Genomic DNA, 25,825 nt, shown 5'->3' on the forward strand with positions numbered 1-25,825 from the left:
GCCGTATCCGTGTTCCGGAGGAAGAGGACAGCATGGGTGAGCTCATTGGGATGATCGTCTTCGGGGGCCTCATTGGCGCCCTGGCCCGCCTGTTCATGAGGGGCAAGCAGGACATCTCGGTCGTGTGGACCATTGCGCTGGGGTGCGTGGGGGCCTTCGTCGGCGGCTGGGTGTCAGGGCTGCTCGGCGTCGCCTCAACCCCCGGCATTGACTGGATCCGCTGGATCCTGTCCGTCCTCGCGGCCATGGCCGCGATCTCCGTCTACCTCGGCGCCACCGGCCGCAGGTAGCAGGGGCGCCTGCAACGGGCGCAGGCGGCCTGCGGCGCGGCCGAGCCCGCGCGACAGGATGACGCCAGCCCCGCTCGTCACGGTTCCGTCGGCATTGGCGCCGGCTTCGCCGAACGCATTCGGTCCTCGGTCCAGTACGACGGGTCCTCGCTGGGAACCGTGTGGTAGGCGATCTCCGTCTCCTCCGAGGGCGATACCACCGGGATATCGTGCCAGCGGAGTACGAGGAGGGCGACGACCAGGGCCGCCACCATGACCAGCAGCGTCGTGACCGCCAGGGGCAGCCGTGAGTCGTCCTGCATTTCTATTCCTACTCTGAGGTGTCCGTGGTGCTCAGAGGCCCTGGATGACCTGGCGACTGGCCAGGGGCTCGTTGAGGGTGATGGTTGTGATCGTGCTCAGGGCGACCGCCATGCAGTCGCCGGATCCCGGCAAGGCGCCGGTGCTCAGGGTGATGGTGACAGCCTGGGGTGTCTGCTCCACCAGGGCGTGCACGCCCTGGCAGGAGGCGGGCCCGGCAAAGTAGGTGATCTCGATGGTGGTGTCGTCCACGGCGCGCCAGGACTTCCAGCGTACGGGCACCATGGGGGAGACCAGGTCGTCACGGGGGACCATGACCTGGGGCCCGTACGTCTCGTTCCCGGTCTGCGCCGCGGGGTCTCGGGCAGGGGCGCAGCCGGTCAGGAGGAGGGCCACGATGCCCAGGACGGCGGCCTGTTTTCTTGACATCTCTCGTCTCCTGCGGTGGCGTCCTAAAGTGCCACGCACTTGGTGCCGGGCTGACTGCAGGGAAAACCCTCAAATTAGATTGTAGCACAGGTTATGAGCTCTGTCACTCGCGTTCAGCTCCGCAGGCGCGTCCCCAGCGTCTGGGCCCTCAGGGGGAGGCCGTCACCAGCCCGGACTCGTAGGCGGCGATGACGAGCTGGGCCCGGTCGCGCGCCCCCAGCCGGGCCAGGAGGGCGGTGATGTGGCTGCGGCACGTGGCCCGGGTGATCGACAGCTCCGCCTCGATCTGGGTGTTGGACAGGCCCCGTGCGATCAGCACCAGGACCTCGCGCTGGCGCGGCGTCAGCGCCCCCACCCCGCCAGCGGCCCCGGCGTCGCCCCACCTGCGCGGGACGGCGGCCGGGACGCCCTGGGCCACCAGGCGCTCCAGGGCGCGCGGGCTGAGTAGGGACTGCCCGGCGTGCACCGTGCGGATGGCGTCCACCAGCACCTGGGGGTCGGTGTCCTTCAGGAGGAACCCGCTGGCCCCCGCCCGCAGGGCGCCCAGGACGTAGTCGTCGACGTCGAACATGGTCAGCACCAGGATCCTGGTGGCGACCAGGTCCGGGTCGGCCACCAGGCTGGCCGTGGCCTGGATGCCGTCCGTGCCGGGCATCTGGATGTCCATGACCACCACGTCGGGGCGGTGCTCACGGGCCAGGGCCAGGGCCGCCTGGCCGTCGGCGGCGGTGGCCACCACGCTCAGGTCCGCCTCGGCCTGGATGAGCGCGGCCAGGGAGCTGCGCATGAGCGCCTGGTCCTCGGCGACCAGGACCCGTACCGGCCTCCCCGGGCCCGCCCTCCCCGTCTCCGCGGCCTGCGCGGCCCCGCTCACGACCCCGCCTCCCCGCCGGGCCGGGGCGCACCGGCCCCGGTCCGCCCGCCTGCGTCGGCCCGCTCCCGGCCGGTCCGAGCGCCCCGGGCCGGTCCCGCGCCCGCCCCGCCCGCGTCCTCAACCCGGGCGGGCGCGCCCGGGCGCTGAGGGCCTGGGGCGGGGCCACAGGCGTCCCCAGCCCGGGCGGGCAGCTCCAGGACCACGGTGAAACCGTCCCCGACGGGCCCCGCCGTGAGGCTTCCACCCAGGGCCTGCGCCTGCTCCCGCAGGCCCGTCAGCCCGTAGCCGCTGCCGGGCTGGGGGACCCAGTCCGGGCCGGGGCCGGCGTCGGACACGCGCAGGCTCAGTCGCCCGGGACCGGTGTCCGCCTCCACACGCACCGGGCTGGGCCCCGCGTGACGGGCCGTGTTGACCAGGGCCTCACGCACCACCCGCAGCGCCAGGTCCTCGGCGGGGGCGGCGCCACAGGGTGCCGGTGGCGGCGCAGCCCGCCGGGCCTCGGCGTCCCCACCCCGCAGGACCGCCAGCATGCGCCGCAGGTCGGCGGTGGCCTCGTGCCCGGCCTGCTCGATCTGGGCCAGGGCCTGGCGCAGGCCCTCAGGATCCCGGTGCAGACGCTGGGCCACGGCCGCGTGCACCGTGATCGCCCCCAGCCCGCCCGAGACCAGGTCGTGCAGCTCACGGGACAGCGCCAGGCGGTCCTCGGCCACCGCCCGCGCCGCCGCCAGGTCGGCCAGGCGGGCCTCATAGGCGCGCCTCTCACGCCGTCGCAGCCACACGGTCAGGGCGAAGGCCGTCACCAGGGCCGCCACGGTGGTCGCCCGTACCAGCGGACTGGGGGCCTGCTCGGAGCCTACGAGGGACAGGGCCGCCATGAAGGTGACCAGCACCGGCACGGGCCAGTGCCGGGACGACACCTTCTCTCCCACCGGGTAGGACCTGCTGCTCACGCCCCCACTCTAGGCAGGCCCCGCCGGCAGCGGCATCAGACCACGGTCTGAGGGACCGGGCTCCGACCCGGGACGCCCCGGGCCCTCCCCGGAGCCGACGCCGCCCGGCCCGGGAGCACCCACACTGGCGCCATGATCGTTATCGACTCCCTGAGCAAGAGCTACCGGGGCCGCGAGATCCTCCACCAGGTGTCCTTCCGGGCACGCCCCGGCCGGGTCACCGGCTTCGTGGGACGCAACGGCGCGGGCAAGTCCACCACCCTGCGCTGCCTGCTGGGCCTGGACCACCTCGACGGCGGCCGCGCCCTGGTCCTGGACCGGCCCTACGCCCGCCTGCGCCACCCGCTACGCCACGTCGGCGCCGTGCTCGACGGCGCCGGGGCCGCCCCCTCCCGCACCGGGTACGCCCACCTGCGCTGGGTGGCCACGGGCGCGGGCCTGCCACGACGTCGGGTCAACGAGGTCCTGGAGGCCGTCGGCCTGGCCCAGGCCGCCCGGCGCCCGGTGTCCACCTACTCCCTGGGGATGGGCCAGCGCCTGGGCCTGGCCACGGCGCTCCTGGGCGACCCGCAGGTGCTCGTCCTGGACGAGCCGGTCAACGGCCTGGACCCCGAGGGCATCCGGTGGATCCGGGACCTGCTCAGGGCGCGTGCCGCGGCCGGGGGGACGGTCCTGCTCTCCAGCCACCTGCTGGGCGAGCTCGCCGAGGTGGCCGACGACGTCGTCGTCATCGCCGACGGGCGGGTACGGTTCGCCGGGACCCTGGAGTCGGCCCGGGCCGGGTACGCCACCTTCGAGGACGCCTTCTTCCACCTTGCCGACCAGGGCCCGGACGGGGCCCCGCCGGCCTACCAGGCAGGGGCCGCCTCATGAGCGGGGCCGTGCGGGTCCTGCACGCCGAGGTGCTCAAGGCCCTGAGTCTTAAGCCCGTGTGGTTGGGGTCGGCCCTGGCCCTGGTCCTGCCGCTGCTCGTCACCTGGGTCGCCAGCTCCGGCCTGGTAGCCGACCTGAGGGCGGGTGACCCCTACGCCCTGGAGCAGCTCACCGACATGCCCTTTATGGAGCTGAGCATGGCGGGAGTGCCCGGCCTGGTCATTACGGCGACCGCGGTGTTCGCCAGCGAGTTCCAGCGCGGCAGCCAGGAGACCGGGGGCACCCGCCAGCTGGCCACCACCCTGCTGGTGGATCCCGGCCGCCGCCCCACGCTGGTAGCCAAGATCCTGGTGGTCCTCCTGGCAGGCGTCCTTCTGCTGGCCGGGGCGCTGGCCCTGGAGCTGTCCCTGCTCCACCACCTCCTGGGTGAGTGGGCCTCCACGCGCAGTGACCTCACGCCCGGACGCCTGGCGGCCCTGGCCGCCTGGTGGGGGATCAACGCCCTGCTGGCGGCGGCGCTGGCCACCCTGAGCCGGGGGGCGACGGTGCCCCTGGTCGCCCTGGTCACGGCCTCGAGCCTGGTCTCCCCCTCCGTGCTGCTGAGCAAGGTGACCGACCTGGCCGTCTACCTGCCCGACGCGGCCGCCTACAGCCTCTTTATCCGCCAGACCCGGTTCGGCATCACCCCCACCCCCACCGCGGCGGTGGTCGCCTGCGGCGTGTGGGCGCTGGCGGCGCTGGTGACCACGGCGGTGGCCTGGATAAGGCAGGACGCCTCATGAGGTGGCGGGACTCGCAGACGGCCTGCGCCTGCCGGGCCGAGGCGCTCAAGATGGTGACCTTCCCGGCCGTGCGGTGGGCGGGCGCCGCGACGGCGGCCCTGGCCCTCCTCCAGCTGTGGTCGGCGGCCAGGGGCCGGGCGCGGGGCGGGGCGGGCGGCCTGGAGCAGGTGGCCTGGTCGTGGACCGTTCCCGTCCAGGTGGGGTTCCTGGTCACGGGAGCGCTGGCGTGCGCGGCAGGGACCACCTGCCTGCGTACCACCCTGCTTGTCCAGCCGGTGCGCGCCCGGGTGGCCGGCGCCCGGACCGGCGTGGTCGGCCTCGGTGCGCTCGCGGCCGCGGGGCTGCTCCTGGCCCCCGTGGCCGTGCTCCTGCCGGGCCGGGGGACGGCTGGTGCCACCGGGCGCGTCCTGCTGTGGCTGGTGGCGGCCGCGCTGATCGGCTCGGGGGCGGCGGGCCTGATGCGGCGGGCCTCGACCGCGGTCACGGGGGCCCTGCTGCTCGTCGTCGTCCCGCAGGCGCTGTCAGGCTACCTGGGGGCTGCCGGGCGGCTCCTGCCGGGGGTGGCCGCCCAGGAGCTCCTGGGCGGCGCCCGGGGGCCGGGGTCCCGCACAGCGGCGCTGCTCACCGTCCTGGCGTGGGTGTGCGTGTGCCAGCTGGCCGGGGCCTGGCGCACGATCCGCTCGGATGCCTGAGGGCGCCGGAGCGTGCCGTGCAACGGGGCGTGCCGTGCTCAGAAGGTGTGGGCGGACTCGGGGATCGGTCCGGTGGTGCCGGTCATCCAGCCGGCGGGGGAGAAGGCGAAGGAGGCCCCGCTGGTGGTGCTCCAGCACGTGAGCGCCGTCTCGGAGGTGGCGGTGCAGGCGAAGTCCCCCTTGGCGGCGCTCTGCCCGACCGTCAGGGTGTCCGAGGGCGCCCCCAGGTCCCCGGAGAAGCAGAACAGGCCGGACTTGTCGGGCGTGGCCACCAGGTAGACCGCCCCGGTGTCGCAGGCGTTCCCCCTGATGTCGGTGGTGCCGGCGGGCGGGGACCAGGTCCGCGCGTTCACCTGGCACACGACGCCGGGGGAGCCGAGCGGGTTGTTGGAGTCCTCCAGGAAGCTGCACTGGTTCTTCTCGTCAGGGTCCCAGAAGCCGGTCAGGCTGGCGGTGTCCTGCGGGGCGTCGTAGGAGGTGGGAGCCGCGGTGGGGGACCCGTCGCCTCCGGCGGGGGCCGGGGCGCCCGACTCCGTGGTGGCGGCCGTGGACGACGCGGGTGCGCTGGCCGTGGACGTCGTCCCGTCGTCGCAGCCCGCGACCAGGGCCGCTGACACCAGGGCCAGGGCCAGCAGACGCCGTCGGCTGCGTGACGCGGACGCTGCCGGAGCGGGATCCCGCCTCAGGAGGGTGGTACTCATCAGGGTGCCTTTCGCCGTGGGTGTGCCCGGGAACGCCCAGGACGGCCGGTGGTGCCAGTGCCCCGGACGGGGCCCGCCTGACCACCTGCCGCGCTGGTTGGTACCAGGGTAGAGCCTTGCGTCACACTGTGGCTATGTGACGTCTGGTCTTCCGTCAGCGAGGAAGGCGGCGACGTCCTGCGAGCTCACCGGGTGTCCCAGGGGGAGCTGCGGGAGGCCGGTCACCGTACTGGTCTCCGTCTCGGCCTGCGGGTACTCCCTGTTGAAGGCAGAGGTGGCCAGCTCACTAATGAGCGTGGACAGGCAGATCCCGTGAGTGGCGGCGACTTATCTCATGCGGTAGTGGACGGCTGGTGGCAGGTCAACAGTGGTGCGCATATGTGCATTTTAAACTAATGCAGCCTGTGCAATGAGAGATCTTGTGCCGACGGTGTAGGCGGTGTCTGTGCGTAGTGGTCTCGGCCATACGCGCTGCAGGCACTCATACAGGAGCCAGTGGTGCCTGTGCGCGCAGCGGCCCCGGCCCCATTCTCACGACGAACAAGTACCGTTCTCACGGGCAATAAGTACCGTTCTCGCGGTGGCTGGTTGTGGCGGCCTGGCTCACCAGGTGTGGGCGGACTCGGGGATCGGCCCGGTGGTACCGGTCATCCAGCCGTCGCGGGAGAAGGCGAAGGAGACCCCGCTGGTGGTGCTCCAGCACGTGATCGTCGCCTCGGAGGTGACGGTGCAGGCGAACTCCCCGTTGGTGGCGGTCTGCCCGACATCCAGGGTGTCCTGCGCCATTCCAATATCCCCCTCAAGGCACAGCAGGCCGGAGCTGGTGGAGGTGACTACCAGGTGAAGGGCGTAGCTGTTGCAGGGGCGCCCCCTCATATCGGTGCTGTACCTGGGCAGCGACCAGGACTGTGCGGGTACGGGGCATATGACGCCGGCCTCACCGATCGCGGAGCGTGCGGACTGGAATGCGCACGTGCCCTGTCGGGCAGAGCCCCGGAAGGAGCCCAGGTGCCGGGCACCCGGTGGTGCGGCGTAGGAGGCGGGCGCCGCCTGCCCGGGGCCGCCGGTCGGTGACAGGGGGACCTCGCCGGCGGGCGGCAGGGGCGCCCCGTCGGGGCCTGCTGGCAGGGGGAGCCCGTCAGGGTCCGCGCCGGTGGGGCCGGTCTCCTGCGGGCCGGTCTCCTGCGGCTCCGAGGTGGTCACCGACGGTGCCGGGGAGGCAGCCGGGCCGCCCGCCTGCTGGCTGCCGGGCAGGTCGCAGCCCGCGACCAGGCACGCCGCCACCAGGACCGGCAGCACGCGCCGGGCCCAGGCGCAGGCAGGGCGGGGGACGCCGCGCAGGGAGGCCCCGGTGGGCCGGGCGCGTAGGGCGGGGCGGAGAACGGCCGGCATACTGGTGCTGGTACCGGTCCTGGTGCTGTCGGTGGCCGATGGTCCGGCGTCGATCCCGGTCATAGTAGAGGCTCTCCTGTAACTCAGGTACTCTGACAGACGCTTCCTAAAGCGTACCGGGGGTGATCAGGGTCTGTCATGCACGACCGGGCCCGGGGCGGCGCCCCTGCCCGGTGCCCTACCGCGGGGTGGTGGAGACCCCGGGCGGGGTCCTGGCGGCCGACGCCCCTGCCCGGTGCCCTACCGCGGGCAAAGGCGCAGGCAGCGCCCGGGGCAGGAGTGCGAGGCCGGTTCACGCCGTACCATGTGCCCGTGATCCAGCGACTCTCCACCGCCTTCATCCGCACCCTGCGCGAGGACCCGGCCGACGCCGAGGTTGCCAGCCACCGGCTCCTGGTGCGGGCCTGCTACATCCGCCGCGCCGCCCCCGGCGTCTACACCTGGCTGCCCCTGGGTCTGCGGACCCTGCGCAAGATCGAGGCGGTGGTGCGTCAGGAGATGGACGCCATGGGCGCCCAGGAGGTCCACTTCCCGGCCCTGCTGCCCGCCGAGCCCTACCAGGCCACCGGCCGGTGGGAGGACTACGGTCCCACCCTGTTCAAGCTGCGCGACCGCAAGGAGGCCGACTACCTCCTGGCCCCCACCCACGAGGAGATGTTCACCCTCCTGGTCAAGGACCTGTGCTCCTCCTACAAGGACCTGCCCCTGTCGGTCTACCAGATCCAGACCAAGTACCGTGACGAGGCCCGCCCGAGGGCCGGCATTATCCGGGGCCGGGAGTTCGTCATGAAGGACTCCTACTCATTCGACCTGGACGAGGCCGGGCTGGAGGCCTCCTACCAGGCGCACCGGGCTGCCTACCAGCGTATCTTCACCCGCCTGGGCCTGGACTACGTCATTGTCTCAGCGGTCTCCGGGGCCATGGGCGGCTCCCGCTCCGAGGAGTTCCTCCACCCCTCGCCCATTGGCGAGGACACCTTCGTGCGCTCCGACGGCGGCTACGCGGCCAACGCCGAGGCCGTGACCACTACGGCCCCCGGGCCGGTCGACGCCTCCGGGGTGGGGCCCGCGCGGGTGGTGGACACCCCCGACACCCCCACCATCGAGTCCCTGGTGGACCTGTTCAACAAGTCCTACCCGCGCTCCGACGGCCGGGCCTGGAGCGCCGCCGACACCCTCAAGAACGTCGTGGTGGCCCTCACCCACCCCCACGGCGAGCGCGAGCTGCTGGTGGTCGGTGTCCCCGGCGACCGCGACGTGGACCTCAAGCGCCTGGAGGCCTCCCTGGCCCCCGCCGAGGTCGACATGGCCACCGACGCCGACTTCGAGGCCCACCCCGAGCTGGTGCGCGGCTACATCGGCCCGGCCGCTATTGGCCCCAACTCCCCGGCCCGCCGGGTGGAGAGGCGCGAGGACGGCACCGAGGTCCTCACCGGGTCCGTGCGCTACCTGGTGGACCCCCGCGTCGTGGCGGGCAGCGCCTGGGTCACCGGCGCCGACACGGACAGGAGGCACGTGATGGACCTGGTCATGGGCCGCGACTTTACCGCCGACGGCGTCATCGAGGCCGCCGAGGTCCGCGAGGGCGACCCCGCCCCCGACGGCTCCGGCCCCCTGCACCTGGCCCGCGGCATCGAGATCGGACACATCTTCGCCCTGGGCCGCAAGTACGCCGACGCCCTGGGGCTGAGGGTCCTGGACGAGAACGGCAGGGCCCGGGTGGTCACCATGGGCTCCTACGGCATCGGGGTCAGCCGGGTCATGGCCGCCCTGGCCGAGGCCAACCACGACGAGGCTGGCCTGGCCTGGCCCATCCAGGTGGCCCCCTACCACCTCCAGGTACTGGCCACCGGCAAGGAGGAGACGGTCTTCGACACCGCCCAGGCTCTGGCCCAGGCCCTGGACGAGGCCGGCTTCGAGATCCTCTACGACGACCGCCGCAGGGTCAGCGCCGGGGTGAAGTTTAAGGACTCCGAGCTCCTGGGCGTGCCCTACACCCTGGTGGTGGGCCGCGACCTGGGCCGTCAGGGCACCGTGGAGCTGCGCGACCGCCGCAGCGGGGAGCGGGTGAGCCTGCCCGTGGCCGACGCCGTCGCCCGGGTGTCCGCCGTACTCACCGCCGCCCTGGCCCAGGTCCCCGGGCGCGCCTGAGCCGTGCCGCTCCCACAGGACGTCCCCGCGCGGGTGGTCCCCGATGGGGGCCTCCCGCCCGGGGGCGCCGGGACGCCGTCGGACCCCACGACCCCGGTTGCGCCCGGTCCGGGTGGCCAGGACTGTCCGGGTAGCCAGGACGGTCCGGTCGTGGGCCCGGGTCCCACGGGGGGCGCCGTTCCCGGCCCGGCCGCGCACCGGCCCGGCCCGGGATCCGCCGCGCACCGGCCCCTGGCCTCCTGGCGGCTGGCGGCGCCCCTGCGCACCTACCAGGAGGAGGCCGCCCGCGCCGTCGACCTCGCCGACGGCGCCCGCCTGCACCTGGTGGCCCCACCCGGGTCGGGCAAGACCCTCCTGGGCCTGGCCCTGGCCGCCCGCAACGGGCGCCGGGCCGTGGTGCTCACCCCCACCACCGTCATCCAGGAGCAGTGGGCCGCCCAGGCCCGCCAGGCCTTCCGGGTAGCCGGTGGGAGCGCGCCCGCGGTGTCCACCACAGGGGAGGCGCCGGCCGACCTGACCGTCCTGACCTACCAGAGCCTCGCCGTGGTGGACGGCTCCGCCGACTGGGACGGGGCCGCCCGGGGACGCTGGCTGGCCGAGCTCACCGGCCCGCGGACGGCCGCCCAGGCCCGTGACTGGCTCGCCGGGCTGGAGGCCACCAACCCCCGCGCCTACCGCTCCGGGCTGTCGCGCCGGGCCGCCGCCGCCCGGCGCCACCTGGCCGACCTGGACGAGGAGGCCCTGGCCACGATCCTCCACCCCTCCTCCCGGCGGCGTCTGGACGCCCTGGCCGCAGGCGGTGTGGGCACCGTGGTGGTGGACGAGTGCCACCACCTGCGGGCCCACTGGGCGGTGGTGGTCCACTACCTGCTGCGCCGCCTGCGGGGTGGTGGGGTGGACCCCACGCTCATCGGGCTCACCGCCACCCTGCCCTGCCGGGAGGACCCCGCCTGGAGCCGCTACCACGACCTGCTGGGGGAGGTGGACCACGAGGTGCCCGTGCCCGCCGTCATCCAGGAGGGCCACCTGGCCCCCTACCGCAGCCTGCTCCACCTGACCCTGCCCGCCGAGGAGGAGACCCGCTTCCTGGCCACGGCCGGGGCCGAGCTGAGGACCCGCCTGCGCCTGCACCTGCTGTCCGCCGACGGCGTCGCCTACCTCACCAGGGTCGTGGCCCCCGAGGTGCCTGCCACGACGGGAGGAGCCCCTGACGTCCCCGGCCCCCGGGCCCCCGCGGGGGAGAGGTCCCCCGGGGCGCTCCCACTCACGGGCTCCTCCCCGGCCGGGGAAGGATCCCGGCAGCCCGGGGCGCCTCCGGTGCCGCCCGCCCCGGTGGGGGAGGACCTGGTGGCCCGCCTGGCCGCCGGGATCCGCATGCACCCGGCCCTGGCCCTGGCCGCCGCCGCCCTGCTGGAGCAGGTGGGGGACTACCAGCAGACCCCGCTGACCACGGCCCTCCTGCCCCTCCTGCCGCCCCTGGCACCCCTGGGCCTCCAGGACGAGCTCGACCTCCTGGGCGACTACGCCCTGAACGTCCTGCTGCCCGACCCCTCCCGCCGCGCCCAGTGGCAGGACCTCCGGGAGCTCCTGCGAGGGTTCGGCTACCGCCTGACCGACAGCGGCCTGCGCCGCGGCCGCACCCCCGTGGACGCCCTCGTGGCCGCCTCACGCGCCAAGGACGTGGCCGCCGTCGACATCCTGCGCCGGGAGCACGCGGCCCTCGGGGAGCGCCTGAGGGCCGTCGTCGTCACCGACACCGCCCAGTGCTCCGCCACCCACCGGGCCCTGGACGTCCTGGAGGGGGCGCCCGGTGACCACGCGGCCGGGGCGCGCAGGACACGCGGCGGCGCCCTGCGCGTGTACGAGACCCTGCTCTCCGACGCCGTCCTGCGCACCCTGCACCCGGTCCTCCTGACCGCCGACCACCTCTGGCTGGCCCACGGCGACCAGGGGCTGCTGGAGCTGCTGCGCACCATGACCGGGACCAGCCTGCCCGCCCAGGACGACGGCTGGACCCTGCGCGTGCGGGGCGGCACCGGCGCCGCCCTCGTACGGGCCGTGGGCGACCTCGTGGCCCAGGGCCGGGTCCGCCTCGTCGTGGGCACCCGGGGCCTGCTGGGGGAGGGCTGGGACTGCCCGGCCGTCAACACCCTCATTGACCTCACCGAGGCCACCACCGCCACCACTGTCCAGCAGCTCCTGGGCCGCACGCTGCGGCTCGACCCCGCCTGGCCGGGCAAGGTGGCCCACAACTGGACGGTGGCCTGCCTGCCCCAGGACGGGGCGGGAGTGTCCTGCACCACGGACCTGGAGCGGGTCGAGCGCAAGCTGGAGCACCAGTGGACCGCCGCCGCCCCCGCCGGGACCCCGGTCGTCCGCACCGGGCTGTGGGCCGGCCTCACCGACACCCAGCAGGCGGTCCTGGGCCAGGCGGCCCGCCAGGGCAGCACCCACCTCCAGGCGGTGGAGGCCTTCAACGCGGACACCCGCGTGGAGCCGCGGGACGCCGAGGCCACCCTGTGGCTGGAGGGCCCCGCCCCCACCAGCCGCCCGGCCCGACGGCGCGGGGAGTGCGAGGTGGTCACCGTCACCTCCGCCCCGGACCTGCTGGCGACCGGGGCCCCGGCCCCCTTCCTGCGCGGGGCCGCGTTCGCGGTCCTGGCGGGGCTGAGGCAGAACGGCCAGGTGGACGCGGCCGGGCGGATCCAGGTGGTGGTACGCCGCGACGGCCCTGTCAGCCTGCCCGGGCCCTCCGGGGCGCCCGCCCAGGCTGTCCCACCTGATCAGGCCGGGCGGGCGGGCGCGGCCGAGCCGACCAGGTGGGGCAGCCACTCAGACCTGCCTGCCCCACCCGCCCCACCCCGAGGCGGGCCGGGGCCGGTGCCCTGGGACGGGGCGCAGGTGGACGTCTGGCTGGAGGGACTGGGCGGGCGGCAGGCCGCGCTCCTGGCCGACGCCCTCTCCGAGCTCCTCACCGCGCCCCGACGCCCCCCGCGCTTCGTGGTCGAGGTGGCGCCGCTGGCGGTGGAGCCACGGGGCTGGCGCTCCTGGCCACCCCTGCGCCGCCTGGCCCTGCTCCTGGCGCGGCACCGGGCCGACAGGCGCGGGCACCGGGCCCTCTACCTGGCGCTGCCCACCGCGGTAGGGCGCTCCCAGGCGGGGGCGGCGGCCTTTACGGGCACCTGGGAGCAGGAGGTGGGGCCCTGCCGGCTGCACCTGGTGCGTGAGGAGGGCGACCTGGCGGCCCTGGTCAGTGCCCGCGGCCCCCTGGGGGTCACCGGGCGCCTGACCGTGCGTCGTTGCAGGCTGTGGTGCCCGACCGGGCCCCGCTAGCCCACCTCCCTGGTAGGCGGGCAGGCGGCCTGAGGACCCCAGGACCCTGCTGTAGGGACCCCGGGCCCCGCTGTGGCTAGCCCTGGTAGGCGGGCAGGGCGGGCAGGGTGGCCCCCCACGCCTTGGCCCTGCCAGCGGCGTCCACCGCGGCGTCCACCGCCGACGTCCGGGCCGCGCCGCTGGCCGACCCGACGGTGCTGATCTCCGCCGTCATCACCCCCAGCTCCACCTGGAGCGCCCAGGTGGCGTCCAGGCCCTGCGCGTCAGAGGACGCCGTGGGGGCGGCGTAGGCCGCCAGCCGGGAGTCGGTGCCACCCAGCGCCACCGAGGCGCGGACCACCTGGTCGGCCACCGCGCCGTCCGCCTGGGCGCGCTCGCGGTCCGCACCGGCGGAGCGGGCCGCCACCTCCTCCATGGCGTAGCGTGCCGAGTCGTAGGCCAGGAGCAGGTCGGCGCCCAGGGGCTCGGTCATGGTCGCGGCGTCGCGGGGGGCCGGGGCCACCGACCCCGGTGAGAGCTCCTCTAAGCGCGTGGACCAGGACACCACCAGTGAGGCCGCCAGCTGCGCCTGGGCGGGCTCGGCCGTCTCCAGGACGCCCCGTGCCGTCTCCACGCCCGAGCTCAGCGCCGTCACCAGGTCGCTGACGGTCGCGTCAGGGGCGGCCGTGGCCACCGGGGTGGCGGTGGGGTAGGTGGTGGGGACCGGCGTCGCCCAGGGCCCCCACACCCCACCCAGGGCCTCCACCTGCTGGCGGGCCTCCTCCTGGATCGAGGCCGACGTCGGGACCACCGCCTGGTCCGTGGAGGTGGTGGCTACCACCTGGGCGGTGGAGCCAATGAGGGTCGCGGCCCGGGCCATGGCGTCACGGGAGGCCTCCGCGGCCGAGGCCTGGGGCAGGACCACCGACGAGCCCTCCCCCACCTTCAGGGCGCAGGCCCCCAGCGAGGCCGTCAGGGCGCCCGCCAGCAGCAGGGCCCCCACGCGGCGCAGCCTCACCCGGGCGGAGGAGGGCAGCTGGGTGTCCCCGACGGGGGCCGGTCGGCTTCGTAGGGCGGGGCGCGGGCGGGGCGGCGGGATCTTCACGCTACGATCCTCCCACGCCGGGTACCATGGCCCCGCACGGCCACGCCCGCACCGGGCACGCAGGAGGAGGACCCATGGCAGACGCTCTCGCCCACAGGCTCACCGAGCTCCTGACGCCCGTGGTGGAGGGCAAGGGGCTTCACCTGGAGGGCGTCCGGACCACCCGTGCCGGCAGGTACTCCGTGGTACGGGTCCTGGTGGACCTGCCCGACGGCCCCGGTGACCTGGACCTGGACGCCCTGGGCCCCGTCACCGCCGCCGTCTCCGCCGCCCTGGACCAGGCCGACCCCGTGCGCGGGCGGTACACGCTGGAGGTCTCCACGCCCGGTGCCGAGCGGCCCCTGACCACGCCCCGCCACTTCCGCCGCGCCGTGGGGCACCGTGCCACGCTCACCACCGCCGCCCAGACCCTGACGGGTACCGTCACGTCCGCAGACGAGACGAGTGTCACCCTTGACGTGGACGGTACGACGCACACCATCGCCTACCCGGACGTCACCGGCGCCCAGATGGTGGTCACCTTCTGAACCGGCTCCCGCACCGTCACCCCACGCCCCGGCCCGACACCACCGACACGAGCAAAAGAGGAACCATGGACATCAACATGCCGGAGCTGCGAGGCGCGGCGGGCGAGCTGGGCATCGACCTGGACAACCTCCTGCCCGCCATCGAGGACGCCATCCTGGGCGCCTACTCCAAGGTCCCCGGCGCCATCCGCGGCGCCCACGTGGAGATCGACCGCAGGACCGGGCACATGAGCGTCCTGGCCCCCGAGGTCGACGAGAACGACGAGCCCACCGGCGAGTACTTCGACGACACCCCCGACGACTTCGGCCGCATCGCCCAGGCCACCGCCCGCAGCGTCATCGTCCAGCGCATCCAGGACCGCCGTGACTTCGAGGTCCTGGGCACCTTCAAGGACAAGACCGGCGAGCTCATCTCCGGGACCGTCCAGCAGGGCCGCGACCCCCGCCTGGTCTACGTGGCCCTGGACGAGGAGCACGAGGGGATCATCCCTCCTCACGAGCAGGTCCCCGGTGAGCGCTACCGTCACGGTGACCGCCTGCGCGCCTACGTCACCGAGATCTCCCGGGGTCCCAAGGGCGCCCAGATCATCCTCTCACGTACCCACCCCGGCCTGGTGCGCAAGCTCTTCGAGCGCGAGGTCCCCGAGATCTCCCGGGGTGACGTGGAGATCATGGCCGTGGCCCGGGAGTCCGGGCACCGGACCAAGATGGCGGTGCGCTCACGTACCCGCGGGGTCAACGCCAAGGGCGCCTGCATCGGCCCCATGGGCCAGCGGGTGCGGGCCGTCATGGCCGAGCTGGGCGGGGAGAAGATCGACATCGTGGACTTCTCCGGGGACCCGGCGCGCTTCGTGGCCAACGCCCTGAGCCCGGCGCGCGTCTCCTCGGTGTCCGTGGTGGACGCCAAGGAGCACACCGCCCGGGTGATCGTCCCGGACTTCCAGCTCTCCCTGGCGATCGGCAAGGAGGGGCAGAACGCCCGTCTCGCCGCCCGCCTGACGGGCTGGAAGATCGACATCCACGCCGACACCGAGTCCGGCCAGGTGGCTCCCGGCACCGTGTCCCGGGCCGATGACGTGAGCGGTCCCTCAGCCCTGGCCGAGTAGAGCAGGCCGTCGACGCCGGTAGACTGACCCCCGACGCCGCACCGTCCGTGCGCCCGCGTGCCCGTGAGAGGGCCGGGCCGCAGCAGGACGAGGTAGCCCGACGAGCGAGAGGACTAAGGGGACTTGGTGGCTGCCACCACGCACGAGCCCACTCGCACCTGCGTCGGCTGCCGTACCGCGGCCCCACGTGCGCAGCTCCTGCGCGTTGTAGCGTCCACCGACGGCGACCTGGTGGTGGACTCCCGGGCACGCATGCCCGGGCGGGGCGCCTGGATCCATCCCGATCCGGCCTGCGTCAGCCTCGCCGAGCGGCGGCGTGCCTTCGGGCGTGCGTTGCGCCTCAGCGGGTCACCCGATGTGGCCCCCGTCCGGGAGCACCTGGCTGCGCAGGCGGCCTCGGCCCCGGACGCACCCCCGGCCCCCACGGCCGGACCATCGAGCACGAAGGCGGGTAGGAAGCCGATGGGCACCCGATGAGTACCCAGCGATGAGCTGCCTCTAGAAGCACCCACCCCTGTCCGGGGGTGGGTCAACCGGACAGGAGAAAAGTGGCAAAACCACGTGTTCATGAGCTCGCCAAGGAGCTCGACCCCACTGGCAAGAAGGTCACCTCCAAGGTGATCCTCGCCTGGCTCAAGGACCAGGGCGAGTTCGTCAAGGCGGCCTCCTCCGCCGTCGAGCCGCCCGTCGCCAGGCGTGTCCGCGAGCACTTCGGTGCTCAGGCCCGGACCGACGCCGCCCCCAAGCCGACCCCGCGGCCCTCCAGGCCCGCCGCCCGGCCCGGCCCCAAGCCCTCCGCGCCGACCCCGGCGCCCCCGACCCCGGCGCCCCCGGCCGCCCACAAGGCTCCTGCGGCCCCCAGGCCCTCTGCGCCCGCCCGGCCCACCCCCGGGCCCCGGCCCGCGGCCCCCAAGCCCTCCGGCCCGGCCTTCTCAGCCGCCCCCGAGCCTCCCAGGACCCGTCGGGAGGCTCCCGCCACGCCGTCGGCCCCCAAGCCGCACGCCGCCCCGGTCCCCGGGCCCCGGCCCGCGGCCCCCAAGCCCTCCGGCCCGCGTCCCGGCGGCCGCTCCGGCGCCCCGAGGCCCGGCAACAACCCCTTCGCCTCCTCCCAGGGCATGCCCCGCTCGGGCGAGCGCGGCCGTGGGCGTGGTGAGGGCGGACGCCAGGGCGGTCACGAGCGCTCCGCCGCTCCCCGTCCGGGCGGCTCTGGGGCACCGCGCCCCGGCGCCCCCCGCCCCACCGCACCGCGTCCCGGCGGCCGCTCCGGCGCCCCGAGGCCCGGCAACAACCCCTTCGCCTCCTCCCAGGGCATGCCCCGTCCGGGCGGCTCTGGGGCACCGCGCCCCGGCGCCCCCCGCCCCACCGCACCGCGTCCCGGCGGCTCGGGGGCCCCGCGTCCCGGCGGCTCCGGCGGGCCCCGTCCGGGTGGCTCGGGGGCACCGCGCCCGGGTGGTCCCCGCCCCGGCGCCCCCCGTCCCGCGGGCGCGGGCGGGCCTCGTCCTGCGGGCGGCCCGCGCCCCGGGCCCCGTCCCGGCGGGCCTCGCCCCAACCCGGGGATGATGCCCGGGCAGTCCTCCATCGGCCGCCCGGGAGCGCCCGCCCGGAGCGCCCCCGGGGGCCGCGGCGGCGGTCGCGGCGGCCGCCCGGGCACCGGCGGCCAGGGTGCCGGCACCGGCCGTCCCGGCGGCTTCGGCGGCGGTCGCGGCCGCGGTGGGCGCGGCTCCACCCAGGGCGCCTTCGGTCGCGGCGGCGGCGCCCCGCGGGGACGCAAGTCCAAGCGGACCAAGCGCCAGGAGTTCGAGCAGCAGAGCGCGCCGTCGATCGGCGGCGTCATCGTCCCGCGCGGTGACGGCTCCACGCCGGTGCGCGTGCGCCAGGGTGCCACGCTGACCGACCTGGCGGAGAAGATCAACGCCAACCCCGCCGCCCTGGTCACCGTCCTGTTCCACCTGGGCGAGATGGCCACGGCCACCCAGTCCCTGGACGAGGACACCTTCGCCCTCCTGGGCGCCGAGCTGGGCTACGACGTCCAGATCGTCTCCCCTGAGGACGAGGACCGCGAGCTGCTGGAGTCCTTCGACATCGACCTGGAGGCCGAGGAGGCCGAGGAGGACGACTCCGAGCTGCGTCCGCGCCCGCCCGTGGTCACCGTCATGGGCCACGTGGACCACGGCAAGACCAAGCTGCTGGACGCCATCCGCTCCACCGACGTCGTGGCCGGCGAGGCCGGGGGCATTACCCAGTCCATCGGCGCCTACCAGGTGCGCGTGCACCTGAACGACGAGGAGCGGCCGATCACCTTTATCGACACCCCCGGCCACGAGGCCTTCACGGCCATGCGTGCCCGTGGTGCCGAGGTCACCGACATCGCCATCCTCGTGGTGGCCGCCGACGACGGCGTCATGCCCCAGACGGTGGAGGCCCTCAACCACGCCCAGGCGGCCGGGGTGCCGATCGTGGTGGCGGTCAACAAGATCGACAAGGAGGGCGCCAACCCGGAGAAGATCCGCGGCCAGCTCACCGAGTACGGCCTGGTGCCCGAGGAGTACGGCGGCGACACCATGTTCGTGGACATCTCCGCCAAGCAGCGCACCAATATCGACGGGCTGCTGGAGGCCGTCCTGCTGACCGCGGACGCCGCCCTGGACCTGCGGGCCAACCCCGACACCGACGCCCGCGGCGTGACCATCGAGGCCAAGCTCGACCGGGGCCGAGGCGCCGTGACCACCGTCCTGGTCCAGCGCGGCACCCTGCACGTGGGCGACCCGATCGTGGCCGGCAGCGCCTACGGGCGCGTGCGCGCCATGTTCGACGAGCACGGCGAGACCCTCACCGAGGCGGGCCCGGCCCGGCCCGCCCTGGTCCTGGGCCTGACCAGCGTGCCCAGCGCCGGGGACTCCCTGATCGTGGCCCCCGACGACCGCACGGCCCGCCAGATCGCCGACAGGCGTGAGGCCGCCGAGCGTGCCGCCCTGCTGGCCAGGCGCCGCAAGCGCGTGAGCCTGGAGAACCTCAGCGACGTCCTCAAGGCGGGCAAGGTCGACACCCTCAACCTCATCCTCAAGGGGGACTCCTCCGGTGCGGTCGAGGCCCTGGAGGACTCCCTGCTCAAGATCGACGTGGGCGAGGAGGTGGCGCTGCGCGTCATCCACCGCGGGGTGGGTGCGATCACGCAGAACGACGTCAACCTGGCCACGGTGGACTCCGCCGTCATTATCGGCTTCAACGTGCGCCCCGCCGAGCGCGTCTCGGAGATCGCCGACCGCGAGGGCGTGGACATGAAGTTCTACTCGGTGATCTACCAGGCCATTGAGGACGTCGAGTCCGCCATGAAGGGCATGCTCAAGCCCGTCTACGAGGAGGTCGAACTCGGCAGCGCCGAGATCCGCCAGATCTTCCGCTCCTCGAAGTACGGGGCGATCGCGGGCTCCATCGTGCGCTCCGGCACGATCCGGCGCGGCGCCAAGGCGCGCCTGGTGCGCGACGGCGTCGTGCTGGCCGGGGATCTCACCATTGAGACCCTGCGCCGCGAGAAGGACGATGTCACCGAGGTCCGCGAGGGCTACGAGTGCGGTATCAACCTGGGCTTCAAGGACATTGCCGAGGGCGACGTCATCGAGACCTGGGAGATGCGCGAGAAGCCGCGCGAGTAGCACTGACGGGCAGGGGCCGCCCGGCCCCTGCCCCTCGTCCTGGCGCCGGCCCCTGAGGGGTCCTGGCGCCAGGCTTCCTCGTCGGGCCTCCTCGCCGGTCCCCCGGCACGGTGCGGCCGGGGGACCGGCGGGCTCAGACGAGGTAGCGCGCCGGCATGTCCTGGGGGAAGCCGGTGAGGATCTCCTCACGGGTCAGCGCGACGTCGGGTGCCGCCGGCAGGCTCGTGCCCCAGGCCTCGTGGCACAGCCGGACCAGGTGCTCGCCGTCCACGAGCTGCACGCCTGCCTGCTGGGCGTAGGTGACGGCGTCGCGCGTGAAGCGGCTCGTCGTCACCACCATCATGCGGTCAGCCCCCTCCACGGTGTTGGCCCCCCGGAGCTTCTGGACGACGGGGCGCCCCACCGTGTGGGAGCGGTCATAGCACTTGCACTCCACGACGTAGCTCAGGCCGTCCTTCCAGAGCCTGAGGTCAATTCCCCCGTCGCGTGAGGGCGGGGTGACCTCGGCCTGGAAACCGTGGGCCCGGAAGAGATCCGCGCAGAAGGGCTCAAAGTCGGTGGGGCGGGTGGAGAAGGAGGCGAGGAGGCCGTCAATGCTCGCGGCGCTGGCCCGGGCCGCGGCCCGTGACCCCGTCACCCTGGCCTTGACCTGCTCGTGGTCGGACAGCTCCACGGGGACGCCCGCCGCGCGCAGGCGCAGGACGAGGTCGTACATGACGAAGACGCTGCCGCACAGGATGCGCCAACGGTGCACCTCCAGCACGGACTGCCGCCTGATGACGCGGTTGTCACTGCGGCGCCGGTCCCTGGTGGCGTCCTTGTTCGCGTAGCGCCACCGGGGGTAGGCGAGCGTGAAGGCCCCGGTCTGGCGGTAGGGGCGTGAGCGCCTGACCCTGAACCGGCGGCCCAGGGCGACCCCGAGGTCCGCGCTGGCCCGGGAGCGCAGGTAGCCGCGGTAGACGTACCGGAGGACCTGCCAGGCCACCGTGAGCACGGTGATCACCGCGAGCGCGCGCACTCCCAGGTCAATAGCCTGTTCCTGCGTCATACTGAGAAAATAGTTAAGGTCCATCAAGGACTCCCTGAGCTGTTTCCTGTGTCTTAGCGGTCTCTCACGTCGGCGTGGACCGCCTCACGTATGATATAGCCCGTGGCACAGTGGTCGTGACCTGGCTCGGTACCGGACCCCCGCTAGGCTGGGCGGGTGACCACGACCCAGGCTCCGAAGGCGCCCCTGCTCAATATCGCCAACGCCCTGACGGTGCTGAGGCTCGTCATGGTGCCGGTCTTCGTCGTCCTCATGCTCCGCGAGGGCCAGGGTGCCCGGATGGCGGCGGCGCTGGTCTTTATGCTCGCCGCCGCCACCGACCGCCTTGACGGCCAGCTGGCCCGCAGCCGCAACCTCGTGACGAGCTTCGGCAAGATCGCCGACCCCATCGCCGACAAGGCCCTGACGCTGTCCGCCTTCGTGCTGCTGTCCATGACCGGCGACCTGTGGTGGTGGGTCACCGCCCTGGTGGTGGTACGCGAGCTGGGTATCACGCTCCTGCGCTTCGTCATGCTGCGTCGTGCCGTCATGGCGGCCTCCCGCGGGGGCAAGCTCAAGACCTTCTTGCAGATCCTGGGGCTGACGGGCCTGCTCGTCCCCTGGGGCGCTGTCCTGCCCACCGGCGCGGCCCAGGTGCTGCTGTACCTGGCCTACATCATTGTCGCCGCCGCCACCGTGGTGACCGTGGTCACCGGCCTGGACTACGTGCGTGACGCGGTGAGGATCTCGCGTGACGCCCGCTGAGGCCGCCCGGGACCTGCTGGCCTCAGCAGGCCGGCGGGGGCTGACGGTGGCCGTGGCCGAGTCCCTGACCGGGGGCATGGTCTCCTCCGCGCTGGTGGGGGAGCCGGGGGCCTCCGCGGTCCTGGTGGGTGCCGTGGTCTGCTACGCCACCCGTCTCAAGGCGCAGGTCCTGGGGGTCAGCCAGGAGCGCCTGGAAGCTACCGGGCCGGTGGACGGCGAGGTGGCCCGGCAGATGGCCCGGGGCGTGGCCCGGGTGCTGGGGGCCGACGTCGGCCTGGCGACCACCGGCGTGGCCGGGCCCGGGCCCTCCGGCGGACATGCGCCCGGCGAGGTCTACGTGGCCGCCTGGGGCCCGTGGGGGACCGTGGTGGACGCGCTGCGCCTGGAGGGGGACCGCCTGGGGCGCCTGGGGGTGCGCCAGGCCAGTGCGACGGCGGTCCTGCGCCTGGCCCTGGCGCAGATCCAGGCCCTGGAGAAGATGGAGACGCAGGACACAACCTGATGACGGAGGTCCTGGGCACACGGGACCTGTCCACGCGACATCAAGGTTTCTCCCAGGCTCGGCTGTCACACTCTGCCCAACGCCGAGCCCTGCCGACACGTCAGGGCGCAGCGGGAATGAACAGACCAACGGATTGGTTGTGGCCAATGATGAACAACGCGACTCACCCCCGCACCCCCCGCCCCGCACGTCCGGCCTCCCGGGCGTCGATGCGTCAGGCATCCGCGGCGGGGTACGGTGCGATGGACACGACCCCTAAGAACGAGACCGTCCTGCTACGCCGGGAGATCGGCGAGGTCCTCCGTTCTGTACGACAGCACCAGGGGCGCACGCTACGTGAGGTCTCCTCGCAGGCACGTGTCTCCTTGGGCTACCTCTCCGAGGTGGAGCGGGGTCAGAAGGAGGCCTCCTCCGAGCTCCTGGCCTCCATCTGCCAGGCCCTGGACGCTCCTCTGAGCGTGGTGCTGCGTGAGGTCTCCGACCGCATCGCCCTGACCGAGGGCGTGGCCGTCCCCGACACCGTCCCCGACGAGCTCATCCGCCAGCAGGGCGCCAGCCTGCGCTGAGCGGCACGTTTCTCCGACCAGCTCCGGCCCCCGGGGCGCCACGGCGTCCCGGGGGCCGGAGCGTCCCTAATACAAGGGGGAGGCGATGAGGCACTCAGAGTTCTGGCGCTCGGTGGAGACGGTCTTCGGCCCGGCCTACGGCCGCAGCCTGGTCCAGGACCTGGTGGTCCCCGCCCTGGGGGCCACCTGCGCGGCGGCCCTTGAGGCCGGGACGAGCCCGGGGCTGGTGTGGTCCGCCCTGTGCGACGAGATGCAGGTGACCCAGGCCCAGCGCTGGGTCTTCCGGGTCGATCCGCGCGACCGGGGGCGCTGAGGGCCCACCGGGCGGGTGCCGGGGCGCGGACGCGCGACGGGCCGGTGCGCCTGCGGGCGGGGTGGCGCGGCGCCAGCTCGCTTTCGAACACGTGTTCGGCTACTGTGGTCCACAGACGACGGCACCGCCCGCCGTGTCCACAGGGCAGGTTAGCGGGTCGTGAACGTGTCGGTGGTCCGGCATACCGTCGTCACTGAGCCCCGGAGAGGGGAACTCAGCCCACGGACCAGCCCTGTCCACGCGGCCGCGAGCCGCCCGAGAACCCGAGGTACCACCATGGCAGCTGCAACCCAGACCCAGGACCGTTCCAAGGCCCTGGCCACCGCCCTGGCCCAGATCGACAAGTCCTTCGGCAAGGGCTCGATCATGCGCCTGGGGGACGAGTCCCGCCCACCGGTGGCCGTCATCCCCACCGGCTCCACCGCTCTGGACATCGCCCTGGGTATCGGCGGGCTCCCGCGTGGGCGCGTGGTGGAGATCTTCGGGCCGGAGTCCTCCGGGAAGACCACCGTGGCCCTCCACGCCGTGGCCAACGCCCAGAAGGCCGGGGGCAACGCCGCCTTCATCGACGCCGAGCACGCCCTGGACCCGGTCTACGCCAAGGCCCTGGGCGTGGACATTGACAACCTCCTGGTCTCCCAGCCCGACACCGGCGAGCAGGCCCTGGAGATCGCCGACATGCTCATCCGCTCCGGCGGGCTGGACATTATCGTCATCGACTCCGTGGCGGCCCTGGTGCCCAAGGCGGAGATCGAGGGCGAGATGGGCGACTCCCACGTGGGCCTCCAGGCCCGCCTCATGAGCCAGGCCCTGCGCAAGATCACCGGGGCCCTGTCGGCTACCGGCACCACCGCCATCTTCATCAACCAGCTCCGTGAGAAGATCGGGGTCTTCTTCGGCTCCCCGGAGACCACCACCGGCGGCAAGGCCCTGAAGTTCTACGCCTCGGTGCGCATTGACGTGCGCCGCACCCAGACCCTCAAGGACGGGGACCAGCCGGTGGGCAACCGCACCAAGGCCAAGGTGGTCAAGAACAAGATGGCCCCGCCCTTCAAGCAGGCCGAGTTCGACATCCTCTACGGCCAGGGGATCTCCCGTGAGGGCGGTCTGCTGGACCTGGGGGTGGACAACGGCATTATCCGCAAGTCCGGGGCCTGGTTCACCTACGGGACCGACCAGCTGGGCCAGGGCAAGGAGAACTCCAGGAACTTCCTCAAGGACAACCCCGAGCTGGCCAGGGAGATCGAGGACAAGATCCTCGCCGCCCTGGGGATCGGGGAGCCCGGGCGCCGGGCCAGGGAGGAGGCCGAGGCCGCTGCCGCCGAGGCCGCCGTCGCCGCCGCGGCCACCCCGAGCCCCGAGGCCGCGGGCAGCTCCAAGCCGGCCCGTGGGCGCGGGCGCAAGAGCGCCAAGGCCGCCAAGGAGCCCAAGGACGAGGACAAGGCCGAGGGCGCCGCGACCGAGGAGACGGACACCATCTTCGGTGAGGACTCGAGCGGGTTCTAATGGCCTGGTTGACTCCGGACGCCCATACCGAGGCCCTGGAGGCGGCCCGGGAGATCGTCCTGCGCCGCCTCGACCGGGGGCCCGCGCCCCGTGCCGCCCTGGTCGGCCTCCTGGAGCGTCGGCAGGTCGACCCCCAGGTGGCTGCCGAGGCCCTGGACCGTCTGGAGGCCGCCGGGGTCCTGGACGACGCCGCCTACGCCGCCATGCTGGCCCGCACCCGTTTCGCCGAGAAGGGGACAGCACGTCGGGGGATCGCCGAGGAGCTGCGCCGCAAGGGCCTGGGGGAGGGGCACATTGCCGCCGCCCTGGACCAGATCGGGGCCGACCAGGAGCGCCAGGCCGCCCTGGGCCTGGCCCGCAGGAGGGTGCGTACCATGACCCATCTGGGGCAGGACGTCCAGCGCCGTCGCCTGGTGGCCTTCCTGGGGCGCAGGGGCTACGACGCCGAGACCGTGCGCTCCACGGTGGACGCCGTGCTGGCAGGTGCCGACCCCGACTGAGGCGGAACGCGAGCGCCCCGCCCGTTCTCACGACGAATAAGTACCGTTCTCACGAGCAACAAGTACCGTTCTCGCGGGGAGGGGCGGGCTCAGCCCAAGTGCAGGTCCTTCTCACTGAAGGCGGTGACCGTGGTGGCCCCGGCGTCGTCGGTGGTGGTGAAGACCAGGTGGGCGCCGTAGGCGCCAAAGCCGCTGACGGAGGTGGTGTCGGCCCGGGTGGTGCCGTCGGTCCCCATAATGCGGGAGGTGGCACCGCCCCCGTCCGCCGGGTTGGTGAGTACCACGCTGCCGTCCGCGAGCACCCCGGAGACCTGCTCCTGGGGCCCGGCGGCCTGGGAGGCCAGGCACTGGGTGGTGCCGTCGGGCCTGACCAGCAGCTGTCCCACGAACGCGTACCCGTTGCCGCTGCCGCCGGTGGCGCCCTGGGTGAAGGAGACCGGGCAGCCGCCCAGGTCCAGGTCCTGGGCCCCGCTCTCCGTGACCGACACCAGGCGGCCCTCACCCGGGACCAGGGCCAGGACGCGCTCAGGCACCGCCCAGAACCTGGAGTCCTGGTCCGCGTCCAGGACCGCGGAGGTGTTCATGCGCAGGGTCCGCTGCGCCTCGTCGTCCGCGGTGGAGGTCACGGTCATGTAGTTGCCGTGCCAGGAGAAGTCGGTCTGCACCGTGGTCACGTCGTTGCCCCGGAAGAGCTCGGGTCCGCGGGCGGTGGACAGGGTGTGGGTCAGGTCCAGGGTGCTCGCGGCGGTGAAGCCGCCCTGGGCGTTCAGGACGCGGGCCCCCACCAGGGTGGTGTGGGAGGAGGCCGTCTGCTCCTCGGTGGTGGGGACCGTGACCGCCTCCCCCTGGCCCGTGGCCACGTCGAACCAGTGGACGGGGCTGCTCAGCGTGTGCGGTCTGCGGCCGGCCCCGGTGTCGGAGGCGTCCCACGTGTCGGTGGTGAACCAGTAGGCCACCACCCCGGCCGCGTCGTCGTAGCTCATGCGCGGGGTGTAGGCGCCCTCCCCGGTGGGCACGGGGACGGTGGCGTCCCACCCCGGGGTCCCGTCCCAGTGGACGTGGTGGACCACCAGGTCGGCCGCGGGGTCCGTGCGCGGCTCGACGTAGGTCAGGCCGTGCTCGTCGTAGTTGGTCAGGCCGGGCTCGACCCGCACGCTCATGGTGGCTTTGCTCAGCCCGAGGGTGCCCAGGCCCCGGATCTGGGAGGGTGGCTCGACGGTCCCTACCGGTGGGGTGGTCGTGGCCGGTGCGGGCGTGCTGGTCTGGGCGTCGGCCCCGCTGGTGGCGCTCGCCCCGGGGTCGGGGTCCGAGGGGGAGCTGGAGCAGGCCCCCAGGGCCAGTGAGGCCACCACCAGGCTGGTCAGGTAACGACGGTGTGTCATGAGACCTCCAGGATGACGAGGGCAGCGGTCATGTGACCATAACGGCTCCTACCGGTGAGCTGGCCGGCGCCCGGCGTGTCCGGCCGGGCCCACGACGGCGCCGGCCAGGGACGCCAGGACCGCGGCG

Annotated in this window: 25 protein-coding genes; 16 read left to right on the top strand and 9 right to left on the bottom strand. The window is 73.8% G+C overall.

The window, feature by feature from the left end; translation table 11 throughout:
- The first annotated feature begins 32 nt into the window (after positions 1 to 32).
- Positions 33 to 290, top strand: coding sequence for a GlsB/YeaQ/YmgE family stress response membrane protein (locus C3V41_RS01515; RefSeq protein WP_106108809.1), 258 nt, complete (start codon positions 33 to 35; stop codon positions 288 to 290).
- A gap of 77 nt (positions 291 to 367) precedes the next feature.
- On the opposite strand, the gene C3V41_RS01520 is transcribed toward C3V41_RS01515, so the two are convergent.
- The 4 genes from C3V41_RS01520 to C3V41_RS01535 form a co-directional block, all read right to left on the bottom strand.
- Positions 368 to 592: a hypothetical protein gene (locus C3V41_RS01520; RefSeq protein WP_106108810.1), complete on the bottom strand. Its 225-nt coding sequence runs from the start codon at positions 590 to 592 to the stop codon at positions 368 to 370.
- A 31-nt stretch (positions 593 to 623) separates the two neighbouring features.
- Complete coding sequence (locus C3V41_RS01525) at positions 624 to 1,019, bottom strand: hypothetical protein (RefSeq protein ID WP_217350945.1); 396 nt, start codon at positions 1,017 to 1,019, stop codon at positions 624 to 626.
- 148 nt (positions 1,020 to 1,167) lie between these two features.
- Positions 1,168 to 1,893 carry a response regulator transcription factor gene (locus C3V41_RS01530; protein WP_254423639.1) on the bottom strand — a complete coding sequence of 242 codons (726 nt, stop codon included), beginning with the start codon at positions 1,891 to 1,893 and terminating at the stop codon, positions 1,168 to 1,170.
- Complete coding sequence (locus tag C3V41_RS01535) at positions 1,890 to 2,843, bottom strand: sensor histidine kinase (protein ID WP_254423640.1); 954 nt, start codon at positions 2,841 to 2,843, stop codon at positions 1,890 to 1,892. Before C3V41_RS01535 ends, C3V41_RS01530 begins: the two co-directional genes overlap by 4 nt.
- A gap of 132 nt (positions 2,844 to 2,975) precedes the next feature.
- Between C3V41_RS01535 and C3V41_RS01540 the strand changes: the two genes are divergently transcribed.
- The 3 genes from C3V41_RS01540 to C3V41_RS01550 are packed head-to-tail and all read left to right on the top strand — an operon-like array spanning position 2,976 to position 5,190.
- Positions 2,976 to 3,716 (top strand): ATP-binding cassette domain-containing protein, encoded by a 741-nt coding sequence (locus C3V41_RS01540; RefSeq protein WP_106108811.1) that lies wholly within the window; start codon positions 2,976 to 2,978, stop codon positions 3,714 to 3,716.
- On the top strand, positions 3,713 to 4,498 hold the full coding sequence (locus tag C3V41_RS01545; protein WP_129591449.1) for an ABC transporter: 786 nt from the start codon (positions 3,713 to 3,715) through the stop codon (positions 4,496 to 4,498). Before C3V41_RS01540 ends, C3V41_RS01545 begins: the two co-directional genes overlap by 4 nt.
- On the top strand, positions 4,495 to 5,190 hold the full coding sequence (locus C3V41_RS01550) for a hypothetical protein (RefSeq protein WP_106108813.1): 696 nt from the start codon (positions 4,495 to 4,497) through the stop codon (positions 5,188 to 5,190). The genes C3V41_RS01545 and C3V41_RS01550 overlap by 4 nt, the downstream gene beginning before the upstream one ends.
- A 38-nt stretch (positions 5,191 to 5,228) precedes the next feature.
- On the opposite strand, the gene C3V41_RS01555 is transcribed toward C3V41_RS01550, so the two are convergent.
- Together C3V41_RS01555 and C3V41_RS01565 are read right to left on the bottom strand one after the other, a co-directional pair.
- Complete coding sequence (locus C3V41_RS01555; RefSeq protein ID WP_106108814.1) at positions 5,229 to 5,891, bottom strand: hypothetical protein; 663 nt, start codon at positions 5,889 to 5,891, stop codon at positions 5,229 to 5,231.
- 603 nt (positions 5,892 to 6,494) lie between these two features.
- Positions 6,495 to 7,283 carry a hypothetical protein gene (locus C3V41_RS01565; protein WP_129591450.1) on the bottom strand — a complete coding sequence of 263 codons (789 nt, stop codon included), beginning with the start codon at positions 7,281 to 7,283 and terminating at the stop codon, positions 6,495 to 6,497.
- Between the two features lie 312 nt (positions 7,284 to 7,595).
- Between C3V41_RS01565 and C3V41_RS01570 the strand changes: the two genes are divergently transcribed.
- Complete coding sequence (locus C3V41_RS01570; RefSeq protein WP_106110587.1) at positions 7,596 to 9,434, top strand: proline--tRNA ligase; 1,839 nt, start codon at positions 7,596 to 7,598, stop codon at positions 9,432 to 9,434.
- Positions 9,435 to 9,584: 150 nt separating this feature from the next.
- The gene (locus C3V41_RS01575) at positions 9,585 to 12,767 is read left to right on the top strand and encodes a DEAD/DEAH box helicase family protein (protein ID WP_106108816.1); all 3,183 of its coding nucleotides are present in this window, start codon (positions 9,585 to 9,587) and stop codon (positions 12,765 to 12,767) included.
- 76 nt (positions 12,768 to 12,843) lie between these two features.
- Here C3V41_RS01575 and C3V41_RS13005 read toward each other — a convergent pair whose 3' ends face one another.
- Complete coding sequence (locus C3V41_RS13005) at positions 12,844 to 13,851, bottom strand: DUF4439 domain-containing protein (protein WP_165271561.1); 1,008 nt, start codon at positions 13,849 to 13,851, stop codon at positions 12,844 to 12,846.
- A 74-nt stretch (positions 13,852 to 13,925) separates the two neighbouring features.
- Between C3V41_RS13005 and rimP the strand changes: the two genes are divergently transcribed.
- From rimP to infB, 4 genes are all read left to right on the top strand, one after another.
- Complete coding sequence (gene rimP, locus C3V41_RS01585) at positions 13,926 to 14,378, top strand: ribosome maturation factor RimP (RefSeq protein WP_106108818.1); 453 nt, start codon at positions 13,926 to 13,928, stop codon at positions 14,376 to 14,378.
- Positions 14,379 to 14,443: 65 nt separating this feature from the next.
- Entirely contained in the window at positions 14,444 to 15,484 is a 1,041-nt protein-coding gene (gene nusA, locus C3V41_RS01590) for a transcription termination factor NusA (RefSeq protein ID WP_106108819.1), read from the top strand.
- A 126-nt stretch (positions 15,485 to 15,610) separates the two neighbouring features.
- Entirely contained in the window at positions 15,611 to 15,961 is a 351-nt protein-coding gene (locus C3V41_RS01595) for a YlxR family protein (protein WP_106108820.1), read from the top strand.
- A 71-nt stretch (positions 15,962 to 16,032) separates the two neighbouring features.
- Positions 16,033 to 19,137 (top strand): translation initiation factor IF-2, encoded by a 3,105-nt coding sequence (gene infB, locus C3V41_RS01600; RefSeq protein WP_106108821.1) that lies wholly within the window; start codon positions 16,033 to 16,035, stop codon positions 19,135 to 19,137.
- 133 nt (positions 19,138 to 19,270) lie between these two features.
- On the opposite strand, the gene C3V41_RS01605 is transcribed toward infB, so the two are convergent.
- The gene (locus C3V41_RS01605) at positions 19,271 to 20,185 is read right to left on the bottom strand and encodes a restriction endonuclease (protein ID WP_165271562.1); all 915 of its coding nucleotides are present in this window, start codon (positions 20,183 to 20,185) and stop codon (positions 19,271 to 19,273) included.
- A 156-nt stretch (positions 20,186 to 20,341) separates the two neighbouring features.
- Between C3V41_RS01605 and pgsA the strand changes: the two genes are divergently transcribed.
- From pgsA to C3V41_RS01635, 6 genes are all read left to right on the top strand, one after another.
- A complete protein-coding gene (gene pgsA / locus C3V41_RS01610) occupies positions 20,342 to 20,929 on the top strand; it encodes a CDP-diacylglycerol--glycerol-3-phosphate 3-phosphatidyltransferase (RefSeq protein WP_254423641.1) in 588 nt (195 codons plus the stop codon).
- Entirely contained in the window at positions 20,916 to 21,431 is a 516-nt protein-coding gene (locus C3V41_RS01615) for a CinA family protein (RefSeq protein WP_106108823.1), read from the top strand. Before pgsA ends, C3V41_RS01615 begins: the two co-directional genes overlap by 14 nt.
- 149 nt (positions 21,432 to 21,580) lie before the next feature.
- The gene (locus tag C3V41_RS01620) at positions 21,581 to 21,997 is read left to right on the top strand and encodes a helix-turn-helix domain-containing protein (protein ID WP_174714737.1); all 417 of its coding nucleotides are present in this window, start codon (positions 21,581 to 21,583) and stop codon (positions 21,995 to 21,997) included.
- Between the two features lie 85 nt (positions 21,998 to 22,082).
- Positions 22,083 to 22,310, top strand: coding sequence for a DUF3046 domain-containing protein (locus C3V41_RS01625; protein ID WP_106108824.1), 228 nt, complete (start codon positions 22,083 to 22,085; stop codon positions 22,308 to 22,310).
- A 276-nt stretch (positions 22,311 to 22,586) separates the two neighbouring features.
- Positions 22,587 to 23,816 (top strand): recombinase RecA, encoded by a 1,230-nt coding sequence (gene recA / locus C3V41_RS01630; protein WP_106108825.1) that lies wholly within the window; start codon positions 22,587 to 22,589, stop codon positions 23,814 to 23,816.
- Positions 23,816 to 24,316 (top strand): regulatory protein RecX, encoded by a 501-nt coding sequence (locus C3V41_RS01635; protein WP_106108826.1) that lies wholly within the window; start codon positions 23,816 to 23,818, stop codon positions 24,314 to 24,316. Before recA ends, C3V41_RS01635 begins: the two co-directional genes overlap by 1 nt.
- Positions 24,317 to 24,405: 89 nt before the next feature.
- Here the strand turns inward: C3V41_RS01635 and C3V41_RS01640 are convergent, their stop codons facing one another.
- A complete protein-coding gene (locus C3V41_RS01640; protein WP_106108827.1) occupies positions 24,406 to 25,698 on the bottom strand; it encodes a hypothetical protein in 1,293 nt (430 codons plus the stop codon).
- Positions 25,699 to 25,825 lie beyond the last annotated feature (127 nt).

This window comes from Actinomyces sp. oral taxon 897 (assembly GCF_002999235.1).
Lineage (GTDB): Bacteria > Actinomycetota > Actinomycetes > Actinomycetales > Actinomycetaceae > Actinomyces.